This window comes from Pseudoalteromonas sp. 120-MNA-CIBAN-0494, from assembly GCF_040308885.1.
Lineage (GTDB): Bacteria > Pseudomonadota > Gammaproteobacteria > Enterobacterales > Alteromonadaceae > Pseudoalteromonas > Pseudoalteromonas nigrifaciens.
This window is the reverse complement of record NZ_JBEOOE010000002.1, coordinates 252,086-267,006: the sequence shown is the minus strand read 5'-3', so window position 1 is coordinate 267,006 and position 14,921 is coordinate 252,086. Positions and strand designations below refer to the sequence as shown.

14 protein-coding genes are annotated in these 14,921 nt (G+C 41.6%); all 14 read left to right on the top strand.

Features of this window, described 5'->3' with window-relative positions:
- Positions 1 to 3 precede the first annotated feature (3 nt).
- Positions 4 to 831: a carbon-nitrogen hydrolase family protein gene (locus tag AAEY55_RS02940; protein ID WP_192531540.1), complete on the top strand. Its 828-nt coding sequence runs from the start codon at positions 4 to 6 to the stop codon at positions 829 to 831.
- Positions 828 to 2,267, top strand: coding sequence for a metalloprotease TldD (tldD, locus tag AAEY55_RS02935; RefSeq protein WP_011329320.1), 1,440 nt, complete (start codon positions 828 to 830; stop codon positions 2,265 to 2,267). The genes AAEY55_RS02940 and tldD overlap by 4 nt, the downstream gene beginning before the upstream one ends.
- 230 nt (positions 2,268 to 2,497) lie before the next feature.
- Positions 2,498 to 3,223 carry a tRNA (cytosine(32)/uridine(32)-2'-O)-methyltransferase TrmJ gene (gene trmJ / locus AAEY55_RS02930; RefSeq protein WP_011329318.1) on the top strand — a complete coding sequence of 242 codons (726 nt, stop codon included), beginning with the start codon at positions 2,498 to 2,500 and terminating at the stop codon, positions 3,221 to 3,223.
- Positions 3,224 to 3,430: 207 nt separating this feature from the next.
- A complete protein-coding gene (iscR, locus tag AAEY55_RS02925) occupies positions 3,431 to 3,922 on the top strand; it encodes a Fe-S cluster assembly transcriptional regulator IscR (protein WP_011329317.1) in 492 nt (163 codons plus the stop codon).
- Between the two features lie 24 nt (positions 3,923 to 3,946).
- Entirely contained in the window at positions 3,947 to 5,164 is a 1,218-nt protein-coding gene (locus tag AAEY55_RS02920; protein ID WP_011329316.1) for an IscS subfamily cysteine desulfurase, read from the top strand.
- Between the two features lie 43 nt (positions 5,165 to 5,207).
- The gene (gene iscU / locus AAEY55_RS02915) at positions 5,208 to 5,591 is read left to right on the top strand and encodes a Fe-S cluster assembly scaffold IscU (RefSeq protein WP_011329315.1); all 384 of its coding nucleotides are present in this window, start codon (positions 5,208 to 5,210) and stop codon (positions 5,589 to 5,591) included.
- A 9-nt stretch (positions 5,592 to 5,600) separates the two neighbouring features.
- Entirely contained in the window at positions 5,601 to 5,924 is a 324-nt protein-coding gene (iscA, locus tag AAEY55_RS02910) for an iron-sulfur cluster assembly protein IscA (protein WP_011329314.1), read from the top strand.
- Positions 5,925 to 6,036: 112 nt separating this feature from the next.
- Positions 6,037 to 6,564 carry a co-chaperone HscB gene (hscB, locus tag AAEY55_RS02905; protein ID WP_041454584.1) on the top strand — a complete coding sequence of 176 codons (528 nt, stop codon included), beginning with the start codon at positions 6,037 to 6,039 and terminating at the stop codon, positions 6,562 to 6,564.
- Between the two features lie 52 nt (positions 6,565 to 6,616).
- Positions 6,617 to 8,479 carry a Fe-S protein assembly chaperone HscA gene (gene hscA / locus AAEY55_RS02900; protein WP_011329312.1) on the top strand — a complete coding sequence of 621 codons (1,863 nt, stop codon included), beginning with the start codon at positions 6,617 to 6,619 and terminating at the stop codon, positions 8,477 to 8,479.
- 11 nt (positions 8,480 to 8,490) lie between these two features.
- Positions 8,491 to 8,829, top strand: a complete 339-nt coding sequence (gene fdx / locus AAEY55_RS02895; RefSeq protein WP_011329311.1) for an ISC system 2Fe-2S type ferredoxin — start codon at positions 8,491 to 8,493, stop codon at positions 8,827 to 8,829.
- A 236-nt stretch (positions 8,830 to 9,065) separates the two neighbouring features.
- Positions 9,066 to 10,493 (top strand): NAD-dependent succinate-semialdehyde dehydrogenase, encoded by a 1,428-nt coding sequence (locus AAEY55_RS02890; RefSeq protein ID WP_011329310.1) that lies wholly within the window; start codon positions 9,066 to 9,068, stop codon positions 10,491 to 10,493.
- 727 nt (positions 10,494 to 11,220) lie between these two features.
- Positions 11,221 to 12,225, top strand: a complete 1,005-nt coding sequence (locus tag AAEY55_RS02885) for a Fe(3+) ABC transporter substrate-binding protein (protein ID WP_089368781.1) — start codon at positions 11,221 to 11,223, stop codon at positions 12,223 to 12,225.
- The gene (locus AAEY55_RS02880) at positions 12,226 to 13,857 is read left to right on the top strand and encodes an iron ABC transporter permease (protein WP_350549978.1); all 1,632 of its coding nucleotides are present in this window, start codon (positions 12,226 to 12,228) and stop codon (positions 13,855 to 13,857) included. It abuts the gene before it with no gap.
- Positions 13,858 to 14,907 (top strand): ABC transporter ATP-binding protein, encoded by a 1,050-nt coding sequence (locus tag AAEY55_RS02875; RefSeq protein WP_086997672.1) that lies wholly within the window; start codon positions 13,858 to 13,860, stop codon positions 14,905 to 14,907.
- Positions 14,908 to 14,921: the final 14 nt, after the last annotated feature.

Below are 14,921 nucleotides of genomic sequence, written 5' to 3'. Positions count from 1 at the left end.
CTTATGAGTGAAGCAATTCCGACAATTATTGCTCTGCAAATGTGCTCAGGGGTTGATCCGGAGCAAAACATACAAACGCTAGTTAATCAGTTACAACAATTACCCACTACAAGGCCACTATTAGTGTGCTTGCCTGAAGCCTTTTTAGTGTTTAGTAAATCGGGTAACGATACCTTAAAAGTGGCTAAGCATGCAGAGCGTTATAAGCAGCAGTTAAGCGAGCTGTGCCAATTGCATAATATTTGGTTAAGCGCTGGTACTATGCCAGAGCCTTATAACGACAATAAATATTACGCCGCGTCGCACTTATTTAATGCTCAAGGTGAGCTAGTTGCCAGCTACAATAAAATGCATTTATTTGATGTAACAGTTGACGATTCAACAGCCAGCTATCGAGAATCAGACTTTACTCAAGCAGGAAATGAAGTTGTTGTTGTCGACTCTCCCTTTGGTAAAATAGGCTTAACAGTATGTTATGATCTGCGTTTTAGTACTTTATATACTCAACTTGTACGCCAAGGTGCAGAAGTTATATTAGTCCCTAGCGCCTTTACGGTAGTGACCGGACAAGCCCATTGGCAACCTTTATTGGCGGCTCGTGCAATAGAAACACAGTGTTATGTGATTGCTGCAGCGCAATATGGAGCACATGAAAATGGCCGCCAAACCTATGGCCACAGTATAGTTCTGTCTCCTTGGGGAGATACATTAAGTGAGTTGCCCACGGGTACAGGTTTTATAAGCGCCACGTTAGATTTAAAGCAATTACACAAAATTCGACGAGATATGCCAGTGCAATCTCATCAACGATTTAGAGAGCATTTATTATGAATACGGTTGAACAGCATTTATTACACGACAGCCAGCTAAATCGAGAAGAACTCGAAAAAACGCTCGCCTACATTCATCAACATAAGGTGGATTACGCTGATTTATACTTTCAATCAAGTCACCATGAATCATGGGTACTTGAAGACGGCTTAGTAAAAGAAGGTTCATACAATGTTGAACGAGGCGTAGGTGTACGCGCAGTAAGCGGCGAAAAAACCGGTTTTTCGTACTCAGATGCAATCACCCTTGAAGCACTTAATAAAGCCGCAACTGCAGCGCGTAGTATTGCTGAGGCCGGTGAAAATAAATCAATTCAAGTATTTAGCGATGTAACTGCAAAGCAGCAGTTTGCCCCGCATCAGCCAATTTCAAGTATGAGCGATACCGATAAAGTAAATTTGTTACGAGAGCTTGAAAACTATATTCGTGAACTAGCACCCGACGCAGAGCAAGTAATAAGTTCAATGTCGGCCGTGTACGAAGAAGTACTTATTGCCGCTAGCGACGGTACTTTTGCCACCGATATTCGCCCACTTATTCGTTTAAATTGTTCAGTACTACTTGAAAAAAATGGTCGTCGTGAACGCGGTGGAGCCGGTGGTGGTGCGCGTTTAGATTATGGTTATTTTAAAGAGTTAGTAGAGGGTAAACCACGTTGGATGGAGTTTGCAGAAGAGGCAGTACGCCAAGCAAAGGTAAACCTAGAAGCCATTGATGCGCCAGCAGGAACCATGGAAGTGGTGCTAGGAAATGGCTGGCCAGGTGTATTATTACACGAAGCCGTAGGCCACGGCCTAGAGGGCGATTTTAACCGTAAAGGCGCATCGGCGTTTAGCGGCAAAGTAGGGCAAAAAGTAGCGTCTGAGCTATGTACTGTGGTTGATGATGGCACTATGGCTGATCGTCGTGGCTCACTTAACGTAGACGACGAAGGCACACCTGCGGCCTATAACGTACTTATCGAAAACGGTATTTTAAAAGGCTACATGCAAGATAAAATGAACGCGCGCCTAATGGGCGTTAGCCCAACGGGTAACGCACGTCGTGAATCGTACGCACATTTACCTATGCCACGCATGACCAACACTTACATGTTAGGCGGTGAGCACAGCCAAGCAGATATTATCAGTAGTGTTAAAAAAGGCGTGTTTGCGCCTAATTTTGGTGGCGGACAAGTTGATATAACGTCAGGTAAATTTGTATTTAGCGCATCAGAAGCCTATTTAATCGAAAACGGTAAAATTACCCAACCAATTAAAGGCGCAACCTTAATAGGTAACGGCCCAGAAGTAATGCAGCAAATATCTATGGTAGGTAACGACCTTGCGCTTGATAAAGGCGTTGGCGTGTGCGGTAAAGACGGCCAAAGCGTCCCTGTTGGGGTGGGTCAACCTAGTTTGAAAATAGACAAGTTAACAGTAGGCGGAACAGCTTAATTACTGCTATTTGATTTAATAAAAGATAAAAGCAGCGCAGTGTTTGGACATAAGTAAAGGGTGTTGGCTTGCGATCACTAAGTGTGTGCTTTAAATAAGCTGGTATATAAACCTAAACATGGTTTGTATTTTGAGCTGAACCCTATTCACGGCTGCGCTTATCGTAGCCGTGTTTTTAATTACATGGTAGAATTTGCGCAATTTTTTGCAGCAAACAAAGTAGCACAGCAATGATCTTAGATGATATTCGCGTTGTTTTAGTTAACACATCACACTCAGGTAATATTGGCTCGGCGGCTCGCGCCATGAAAACCATGGGCTTATCAAAGCTTTATTTAGTCGACCCAGCGTGTGAAATCGACAGCCATGCCAGTGCATTAGCCGCTGGAGCAAGTGATGTTTTAGGTAATGCTGTGATTGTTGATACTGTTGCTGATGCAATTGCCGATTGCGCGTTAACTATTGGCACGAGTGCGCGCTCTCGCACACTATCTTGGCCTATGGTTGAACCACGTGAATGTGGTGAAAAGCTAGTAAGCGAAGCAGTTAATGGCCCGGTTGCTTTGGTGTTTGGTCGTGAAAATAGCGGCTTGAGCAACGATGAATTACAGCTTTGCAATTATCATGTATGTATTCCGGCAAATCCAGAGTACAGCTCGCTTAATTTAGCTATGGCAGTGCAAACATTATGCTACGAAACGCGAATGGCGTTTTTAAATCAGCAACCTAAAATAGCCGAAGAAGATGACACCGTTTACCCTAGCTCAAAACAAACTGAGTTATTTTACGGGCATCTTGAAGAGACACTGTTTAATACTGGGTTTATCATTAAGCAGCACCCAGGCATGGTTATGACCAAGTTACGTCGTATGTTTAATCGTGCTCGCCCTGAAGATGCTGAAATGAACATTTTACGTGGTATTTTAACCTCTATAAATAAGTCGATACCTAAATAATAATGGTTATAGCAATTAGTTATAACAAGCTACGATTAAATAACGCGCTAATACTTGACTAAATTACTCAGGTAATTACAATAGGACGTAATACTTGAGTAAAACACTCAGGTATTACGTGTTTAGCTAAGAACTGGTTTTAAGTTTTAATACTTGACTAATTTACTCTGGTAATTAAAATTTGCACTCTTTTGTGCGGAGGGCGTTATGAAGTTAACATCAAAAGGCAGGTATGCCGTTACAGCTATGCTGGATGTTGCACTGCACACAGGTGTAGGTCCTGTTGCCCTTGCTGATATTTCACAGCGACAAGAAATTTCTTTGTCTTACCTTGAACAGTTGTTTGCCCGTTTACGTAAAAACGGTTTGGTAAGCTCTGTTCGCGGCCCTGGCGGTGGTTATTTATTGGGGCGTAAAGCGGACGCTATTTCTGTTGGTGATGTGATAAATGCAGTAGATGAGTCAGTTGATGCAACACGTTGCCAAAAAAGTGATATAGGTTGCCAAAGTGGTATGCGCTGTTTAACTCACAATTTGTGGTCAGAATTAAGCGCACGAATAGAAGAATTTTTAGATAATATTACCCTTGCTGAATTGGTAGAGAAATCTGATGTGAAAGAAATCGCATTACGCCAAGATAACAGTGTTAATGATGCAATTAAGCAGTTGGAAAATATTCAAGTAAGCTGTCAACTTTAAGGTTGACCTGCAGCGGAGAGAGAAATGAAGTTACCGATTTATTTAGATTACGCAGCAACCACGCCTGTTGACGAACGTGTTGCCAAAGAAATGATGCAATGCCTGACAATGGACGGTAATTTTGGAAATCCTGCGTCACGTTCACATAGGTTTGGTTGGCAAGCTGAAGAAGTGGTCGATCAAGCGCGTACCGATGTTGCTGATTTAATTAATGCAGACCCACGTGAAATTGTTTTCACTTCGGGTGCAACTGAATCAAATAACCTAGCAATAAAAGGCGCTGCACAGTTTTACAAAAAGAAAGGTAAGCATATTATTACCGCTAAAACTGAGCACAAAGCTGTAATCGACACGTGTCGTGAGCTTGAGCGTCAAGGTTTTGAAGTAACCTATATGGACGTTGAAGAAAACGGCCTACTTGATTTACAAAAACTTGCCGACACTATGCGCGACGACACCGTACTTGTAAGCATCATGCATGTTAATAACGAGCTAGGTGTAATTCAAGATATCGCTACTATTGGCGAAATGTGTCGCGAACGTAAAATTATGTTCCACGTAGATGCAGCGCAAAGCGCAGGTAAAGTATTAATTGACGTACAACAGCTTAAAGTTGATTTTATGTCGTTCTCAGGCCACAAAGTATATGGTCCTAAAGGTGTTGGTGCACTTTACGTTCGTCGTAAACCGCGCGCTCGCCTAGAAGCACAAATGCATGGTGGCGGTCACGAACGTGGTATGCGCTCTGGCACACTTGCTACGCATCAGTTAGTGGGTATGGGGACAGCGTTTAGAGTTGCTAAGCAAGATTTCGAAAAAGACCATGCACATATAAGCGCCCTACGTAAGCGCTTAATTGACGGTATTATGAGTGATATGGAAGAAGTGTACTTTAACGGTACACAAGACCAATCAGTACCAGGCATTGTAAATATCAGCTTTAACTTTGTTGAAGGTGAGTCGTTACTAATGGCAGTAAAAGACATTGCAGTATCGTCAGGTTCAGCCTGTACGTCAGCAAGCTTAGAGCCTTCTTATGTTTTACGTGCACTTGGCCGTAACGACGAATTAGCACATAGCTCAATTCGTTTTAGTATTGGTCGTTTTACCACCGAAGAAGAGATTGATTACACCGTTGAATTAATGAAAAACTCTATCGGTCGCCTACGTGAAATGTCTCCACTTTGGGAGATGCATCAAGAAGGTATTGATTTAGATTCAGTTGAATGGGCTCACCACTAATAATAGTGCGAGTACATACCTAGCAGGTAGTGAGGATAGAATTATGGCTTACAGTGATAAAGTAATCGACCACGTAGAAAACCCACGTAACGTAGGTGTTTTAGACAAAAATGATCCGTCAGTGGCAACGGGTATGGTAGGCGCACCAGCATGTGGTGACGTAATGAAGTTACAAATTAAAGTATCTGCCGATGGTATTATCGAAGATGCAAAATTTAAAACGTATGGTTGTGGTAGTGCAATTGCTTCATCTTCACTGGTAACAGAGTGGGTTAAAGGCAAAACACTAGAGCAAGCAGCGACTATTAAAAATACTGATATAAGTGCAGAGCTAGAGTTACCACCAGTGAAAATTCACTGTTCAATTTTAGCCGAAGATGCAATTCAAGCAGCAATTGCAAATTATAAAAGTAAACAAGCGAAGTAAGAGAGTTCCATGGCAGTGACATTGACAGATGCGGCAGCAAACCGCGTACAATCATTTTTAGCAAATCGCGGTAAAGGTTTAGGCCTGCGCGTTGGCATTAAAACGACGGGCTGTTCAGGTCTTGCCTATGTACTTGAGTTTGTTGACGAGCTAAACGACGACGACGAAACATTTGTAGCAAAAGGCGTTACCTTAATTGTTGATGCTAAAAGCTTAGTTTACATTGACGGCACGCAGCTCGATTACACTAAAGAAGGCTTGAATGAAGGGTTTAAATTTACTAACCCTAATCAAGCTGACGAGTGTGGTTGTGGCGAAAGCTTTACCGTTTAAATTTAAACGTGTTTTGAATACCTAAGTTACTTGGGTATAAAACAAGCCCTGCCAATAAACGTAGGGCTTTGTTATTTTTGAAATTAATTTCTGAATATTATTGGTTGAAGTTATGCGCTATTTTGAGTTATTTGCAATACCAGTTGACTACAATATTGATTTAGTAATAGTTAACAAGCACTACTTAGAGCTACAGCGTGCAGTGCACCCCGATCGCCATGCCAACGCCAGCAGTCGCGATAAATTAATGGCCGTGCAAAGCGCCGCAGAAATTAACGACGCACTACAAATATTAAAGCACCCAGTAAAGCGTGCCGAATATATGTTAAGTGAGTTGGGTGTCGATATTCGTGCTGAGCAACAAACCTTGCAAGATCCGGCATTTTTAATGCAGCAAATGGAACTTCGCGAAGAGTTAGAAGAGCTAACGTCAGCGAGCGATCCTGACACTGCAATCGCTAATTTTGAAAAGCAAATCAAGCAACTTAACGAACAATACAGTGCACAACTTGCACAGCAATTAGCAAGTAACGACGAGCAGCAATACCAAGCTGCTGCAGATAATGTTCGTAAACTAAAATTTGTTTATAAACTACGTGACGAACTAGAGCGTATTGAAGACAGTTTATTTGATGACTAATCACCTAACTTGCTAATTTATAAAGCAAGGTAAAGCGAGTTTAAAAAATATTATGGCATTATTGCAAATTGCTGAGCCGGGGCAGAGCGCGGCACCACATGAACATAAACTAGCCATAGGTATTGACCTAGGTACAACTAACTCATTGGTAGCCACGGTACAAAGTGGCGAAGCACGCACCTTAACAGATGACTTAGGTGAAGCAATGCTTCCTTCGGTAGTGCGCTATCAGGCGGGTGGGATCACTGTAGGCAGCGAAGCTGTAAAATCAGCAACGCAAGATCCCGTTAATACGCTAATTTCAGTTAAGCGCTTTTTAGGTAAAACCCAAGCAGAAATAGAACAAAGCTATGGGCAACTACCGTATCAATTTTGTCAGCACGATGGTGCACTTGCCATAGAAACAGCTGCTGGAAAAATCAGCCCAGTTAAAGCATCTAGCCATATTTTAGCTGCATTAAAAGCCCGTGCAGAACAAAGCTTTGGTAATCAAGAAATATTAGGTGCAGTTATTACTGTACCGGCATACTTTGATGACGCTCAGCGCCAAAGTACAAAAGATGCCGCTGAACTTGCAGGTATTAACGTACTGCGATTATTAAACGAGCCAACGGCAGCCGCTGTTGCTTATGGTTTAGACTCGGGTCAAGAAGGTATTATTGCTGTTTACGATTTAGGCGGTGGCACCTTCGATATATCAATTTTGCGCTTGCACCAAGGTGTATTTGAAGTATTAGCTACCGGTGGCGATTCAAGCCTAGGCGGCGATGACTTTGACTCACTGATTGTTGATTACTTAAAGCAGCAAACGGGTGTAACCACTTTATCTCCAGCGGTGCTGCGCTTATTTATTAATAAAGCTAAAGCCTGTAAAGAAGCATTAAGCCAATACTCAACTGTTAATGTTGGGCTTGAGTTTGATGATGAGAAACACATGGTTGAAGTGACCCGCGAAAAACTTGACGAGCTTGCGATACCACTCGTTAAAAAAACGCTTCGTTCTTGTCGCCGTGCTGTAAAAGATGCTGGTATTGAGAACGAAGAAGTGCTGCAAGTAATTATGGTGGGTGGCTCTACTCGCATGCCATTAGTTCGCAGCCAAGTTAGTGAGTTTTTTAATAAAGAAGCATTAACGTCAATTGATCCCGATCGCGTTGTAGCGTTAGGCGCTGCGTTGCAAGCAGACGTGTTAATAGGTAATAAACCTGATTCAGATATGTTGTTACTTGATGTATTACCACTATCGCTAGGTCTTGAAACTATGGGTGGCTTGGTGGAAAAAATTATTCCACGTAATACCACTATTCCAGTAGCACGTGCCCAAGAGTTTACTACTTTTAAAGATGGCCAAACAGCCATGTCGTTGCACGTACTACAAGGTGAGCGCGAATTGGTAGACGATTGTCGCTCTCTTGCTAAGTTTAGTTTAAAAGGTATTCCGCCAATGACTGCGGGTGCTGCACATATTCGGGTTACGTTTAAAGTAGACGCCGATGGTTTACTTAGCGTATCGGCAATGGAAAAATCGACAGGCGTACAAGCAGATATTCAAGTTAAACCGTCATTTGGTTTATCAGACGACCAAGTATCTAATATGCTAAAAGAGTCAATGAGCAACGCTAAAGGCGATATGCAAGCGCGTATGCTCAAAGAGCAACAAGTAGAAGCACTACGTGTAATTGAAGCACTAGAGGCATCACTTGCGAGTGACAGTGGTTTACTTGACGAAGCGCAACTAGCATATTTACGAGCTGAAATTGCAGAGTTGGTAAAAGTGCGTGAGAATGCGCAGCAACCAAACGAGATTAAAACCGCGATTGAAAAAATGGATAACGCCAGCAGCGATTTTGCCGCACGCAGAATGGATGCATCAATTAAAAAAGTTCTTACTGGGCAGTCAGTAGACAATATTTAAGAGAGATTAGAATGCCACAAATTATTTTTCTTCCCCATCCAGAATTGTGTCCAGATGGCGCTGCAATTGAAGCACCTAGTGGTCAAACGGTTCTTGATGTTGCCCTTAAAAATGGCATTAGCATTGCTCACGCATGTGAAAAGTCATGTGCGTGTACCACGTGCCATTTAGTGATCCGCGAAGGCTTTGATTCGCTAGAAGAAAGCGACGAGTTAGAAGACGATATGCTTGATAAAGCATGGGGCTTAGAGCCAGAGTCGCGCTTAGGTTGCCAAGCAATTATTAGAGATGAAGACCTAGTGGTTGAAATACCTAAGTATAACGTTAATATAGTTAATGAAGAGCACTAGCTTTTAACGATTAATATAATAAAAGCCGCTGTTTAATACAGCGGCTTTTTTGTTTGCAAACCGTAGGCAAGAGTTTATCTCGCGCACACAAAGCGCGGCATAAAACCCCGACTTGTATCTACATAGTGTTACCCGTAGGCGGGAGTTTACCTCGCGCAGATTTATCTAAAAAGTTAGCCTTGGCTCTATGTCACGCATTAAAAGCTAACACCTTAAACGTAATTTGGAGGTTTATTTTGAGTAATCTTATTTTTTCTGACTCGTTTATTAATGGTGAATTTTATAAAACAGACACACACTTTAGTGTTGATGATCCTGCTACCGAAAAAAGCATTGTTGATGTAAGCGATATTGATGAGCAGGGTGTAAATAATGCAATAGTTGCTGCTCAAAGCGCATTTGTTAAATTAAAAGCAACCAATGCTACGCAGCGAAGCGAAACCTTGATGCGCTGGTATGAGCTAGTTATAAAACACAAGCAAACGCTTGCAGAGTTAATGACCAAAGAGCAAGGTAAACCACTTAAAGAAGCATTGGGCGAAATTGATTACGGCGCAGGCTTTATAAAATGGTTTGCCGAGGAAGCTAAGCGCAGCTATGGCGATGTTATACCTGCTACCGACAATAGCCATAGATTAACCAGCTTTAAGCAGGCTGTAGGAGTTGTTGCAGGGATCACGCCATGGAATTTTCCTGTTGCTATGATTACGCGTAAAGTTGCCCCCGCCTATGCAGCCGGTTGTAGTTTTATATTAAAACCTTCAGAGCACACCCCATTATGCGCTATTGCACTTGCTTATTTAGCCGATCAAGCAGGGTTTGAAAAAGGGGCATTTAACGTCTTAGTATCGCAAAATGCTAAAAAAGTAGGAAAAATACTAACCGACTCTGAGATAGTGCGTAAGTTTACTTTTACCGGATCAACGGGGGTAGGCAAGCAGTTATTAGCGCAATGCGCAGGTACTATTAAGCGCACTTCTATGGAGCTTGGAGGAAACGCACCTTTCATTATTTTTGATAATGCAGACCTCGATGCAGCTATTGAGGGGTTAATGGCTGCTAAGTTTAGAAATAGTGGGCAAGCTTGTGTTGCTGCAAACCGTATCTTTATTCAGCGTAATATTATTGATGCGGTACTAAATAAACTAACCCCTAAGGTGGCTGCTTTAAAAGTCGGTAATGGCTTTACAGCAGATGTTGATATCGGCCCGCTTATTTACCCTAAGGCAAAAGAAAAAGTACAGCAGCTAGTACAAGACGCACTAGATAAAGGGGCAGTATTGATTGGTGATAACAGTGATTTAGGTGGCAGCTTTCAAAACCCGTTGATTGTAAATAACGTCACTACCGACATGGATATTTACCATGAAGAAGTATTTGGCCCAGTATTAACAATTATTCCTTTTGATGATGAAAGCGAAGTACTTACCCTAGCAAACGACGTACCTTACGGCTTAGCCGCTTATTTTTACAGCCAAAATATTAAGCAGGTTTATCGCATTAGCGAAGGTCTTGAGTTTGGCATGATTGGTGTAAACGAAGGCGTTATTTCTAACCCTGTAGCGCCATTTGGTGGTGTTAAGCAATCGGGCCTTGGCCGTGAAGGGGGGCACCAAGGGTTAAATGAGTACCTAGAAGAAAAATACGTGTGTATTAAAATTTAAACCGTTTATATGCTCTTGGCGGCTTGCAGTAAAACAACTTCAAGGCGCTGTACAAATACATTGAGCAATTTATTTTAGGCAAAGAAAAGCGCGCTCTATCTCTAGGCGCGCTTGCGGAATCTTCTAATTTTCTGCATCCTGCAATTGAACTTAATCAACTCCAAATTCTTACAAATCCTTGTTATTACAATATTACTTTTTAGTTCTATGTAATGTAGGCGCTCCTGCCTGTATCCTTTATTTCCTCAACATCCTGTAAAACAACGTAAATCCTTTGTTGCTATCCTTTACGCATCATCCAGATGCTATCCTTTAAGACATTCCATTGTGCTGCTCTCCTAGAGCCTGTCCTAAAATCCGTTTTGTATTAGTAACCTAAATCATTGGTTGGTCGAGTAAGTTGTCCGTTTCCATTTACTCGTTAAGCATCACTGCTTGGTTGTTAAGTTAATTATAGGCGGTACGATATTTTAAAGAAGTATAGGTTGCTAATTAATTGCTATAGTCGTAATAGTTAAAATAATTTACTTTAATTAAAACAATTGGTTACTTTGTTTGTTATGGTTTTCCATGTTGTGTTTTCATCATTGGCTGTCACGTTTGTAGGATATGTCTTACGTTGGTTTTCTATTTTAGCGATTTTAACAGGATCAGATTATATAAAGTGTGCACTTTTGGGTAAGGCACGGTAGAATTATTGATAATAGTTATTATTCAGGTGGGAAATATGAAAAAAGTATTCGCAATTGTAGTTGGTTTGGCTGTGTCGGCACCCGTTTTTGCAACTGAGTCCGTTAATATTTATTCTTTTCGACAGCCTTTTTTAATAAAACCAATTTTAGATGACTTTACCAAACAAACTGGTATTAAAACAAATGTAGTGTTTGCTAATAAAGGCTTAATAGAGCGCGTTAAGCGCGAAGGTAAACACAGCAAAGCCGATTTAGTATTAACGTCTAATTTTAGCGCCTTAATCCAACTTGAAGATTTAGATTTAACGCAAACTATTAGTAGCGAAGCAATTAATAACAATGTGCCTGCGGCATTTCGTGATGGCGACGGCCAGTGGGTGGCACTTACTAAGCGAGTACGTAATGTTTACTCGTCAAAAGAGCGTGTGGGCGCGCTACCTGAGCTGACTTATGAAGATTTGGCAGATCCAAAATATAAAGGGCAAATATGTACTCGCTCTGGTAAACATCCGTATAATTTGGGTTTAGTTGCATCAATGATTGCACACCATGGTGAAGCAGATACCAAAGTATGGCTTGAGGGGGTTAAAGCAAATTTAGCGCGTAAACCACAAGGTAACGATAGAGCGCAAGTAAAAGCAGTAAAAGAAGGTTTGTGCGATCTTGCATTTGGCAATAGTTACTATTTAGGTAAAATGCTGCAAGATGAAACCCAAAAAGAATGGGCACAAGCGGTAAATATTAACTTTCCGAACCAAATCAATCGCGGCTCGCATATAAATGTGTCGGGTGCAGTTATTACAAAATACGCTAAAAACCCTGAAAATGCCTTGAAACTCCTAGAGTATATGACCGACAATAAAGCGCAAAACATGTACGCTTCAATTAATATGGAATATCCGGTTAAGCTAGGCGTAGAATTATCAAGTTTAGTTGCATCTTGGGGAAGCTTTAAAGAAGATAGCTTACCACTTGATGAAATTAGTAAATATCGTCCGTTAGCGTTAAGGCTAATTGATGAGGTGAAATTCGATCTTTAAATGACTTATAAATTTCAGCTGTCTAAATGGCAGCTTTTTGCATGGTCGACAGGATTATTACTGTCGACCCCATTGTTTTTTCTGCTATTTGAATCTCTACAAGGTAACTCAGAGGTGTTTTCGCATCTTTGGGATACAGTGCTGTGGGATTACATTTCTAATACCGTATTACTTATTTTAGGTGTGTGTGTACTAAGCTGTGCTATTGCCTTACCACTTGGCTGGCTAACCGCTTATTGCCAGTTCCCGGGTAAAAAACAGTTTGAATGGGCGTTAATGCTGCCACTGGCTATGCCTACCTATATTATTGCCTATGTTTATACCGACTTGCTTGATTACGCAGGCCCAGTACAAAATACTCTCAGAGACTGGTTTGGGTGGCAATCGCCGGATGATTACTGGTTTTTTGATATACGCACTTTGCCCGGCGCTATTGTAATGCTTGCACTGGTGCTTTATCCCTATTTATATTTAATTTTTAAAACAGCCTTGCGTGAGCAGTCTTTTAAGTTAGTACAGGCTAGCCAGTTAATGGGGCTGTCGTCGTGGCAGAGTTTTTTTAGGGTGAGCTTAGTGTTATCGCGCGGCGCAATTGTAGCTGCGCTAGCGCTAATTAGTATGGAAACCATGGCTGACTTTGCCACAGTAAGCTACTTTGCTGTAAGCACCTTAACCACTGCCGTATACGATACTTGGTTTGGTTATTACTCGTTAACCGCTGCAGCTAAAATATCGGGCGTGATGTTATTACTATTGTTTTTAGCCTTAATGACGGAGCGCTTTAGTCGCCGTAATCAAGCGGTGTTTGAGCGTCAGTCGGGTATAAATAGTGAAGCGCTTTATATATTAAAAGGCAAGTCGGCTTGGCTGGCAACGCTATTTTGCAGTGTGATTTTAATTGTTGCCTTTGTTATACCTATCACTGTGTTAATAAAGTACGCCATTGTTTATTTTGATCAAGCATGGAGTAGTGAGTTTTTTAGCTATGCGTGGCAAAGTTTAAAGGTAGCTATAGTAGTAAGCGTAGTAACGCTGTTACTTAGTGTATTAGTGGTGTTTTATCAACGTATAGCCAAGCAAAATTATCCACTTATTCCGGGGCGATTAGCTAGCACCGGCTACGCTTTACCAGGAACAGTACTGGCTATTGCGGTGCTATTACCGCTTACGCTGTTAGAAAATACTGTAAACCGTGTGCTTGAGCCATACGACTTAAATATAGGCTTGTTACTCACTGGCAGTGTATTTACCATTATTTTTGCTTATGTAGTGCGTTTTTACGCAGTAGCACATGGCGCGATTGAGTCGAGCTTTTTACGCATTAGCCCCTCTCTCGACATGGCTAGCCAATCTATGGGCAAAAGCCAAGGCCATACGTTACGTTTGGTGCATTTACCCCTACTTAGACGCGGGTTGCTTACTGCGGCTTTGCTGGTGTTTATTGAATGCATGAAAGAGCTACCTACGGCTTTGTTACTTAGGCCGTTTAATTTTGAAAGCTTAGCTACGCATGTGTTTCAGTATGTGAGTGATGAGCAATTAGAGCTGGCTTCTATATCGGCATTATTTATTGTGCTGGTTGGATTTATCCCTCTGTATTTTATTAACCGTTCTATGGAGCAACGTAGTTAAATGAGTAGTTTGATTTTACAAGGCGTGAGCTATCAATATAACGGTACTAAGGTTATTCACGAGCTAAATTTAACCATAGGTAAAAACGAAATAGTGTGTTTGTTAGGTGCCAGTGGTTGTGGTAAAACCACCACCTTAAAAGCAATTGCAGGGCTAATAGAAACGCAACAAGGAAGCGTGTTTATCGATGGTAAGCTGGTGAGTAACGCCAATACATTTATCTCGCCAGAGCATCGTAATATTGGCATGATGTTTCAAGATTATGCGTTATTCCCGCATTTAACCGTGGCACATAATATTGCTTTTGGCTTAAGTAAAATGAGTAAAGAGCAAAAGCAACAGCGCGTTGATGAAATGCTTAAGCTGGTGCATTTAGTTGGCTGCGCCGACAGGTATCCGCATCAGTTATCGGGTGGGCAACAACAGCGCGTGGCGATTGCGCGTGCACTTGCTTACAAACCAAGTTTACTATTACTTGATGAGCCGTTTTCGAATATAGACACTCAAGTACGCTTTGAATTAATTGCCGATATTCGCCGCATAATTAAAACTCAACAAGTGTCGGCAGTATTTGTTACCCACTCAAAGGAAGAGGCTTTTGCATTTGCAGACACGCTGGCTATTATGCACCAGGGTAAAATAGCTCAGCAGGGCACCCCAGAACAGCTTTTTGCTAAACCAAGCTCAAAGGAGGTTGCAGAGTTTCTGGGTCAGGGCATATACTTAAGCGCAGAAGTGTTAACAGCAACTGAATATAAAACCGCTTTTGGCCTAGTTGAGTCGGTTATTGCGCACCAGCACCAGGCTAATATAGGAAAAATATATGTGCGTCCTCATCAAATAGAGCTAATGAGCGACAATAAAAAAGATAGCCATAGTGAACGCGCCACCATATTAAGCAGTCGTTTTATTGGTTCGGCTTATGTTTACACTGTAGTTATTGCACAACAAGAAATAGAAGTTGCAGCGCAATATGGCCAGTCATTTGTTCAAAATGAGCAGGTTATAATAAAAATAAAACCCCACACGGTGAATTTTTTCGAATCATAAATTAATTTGTTATT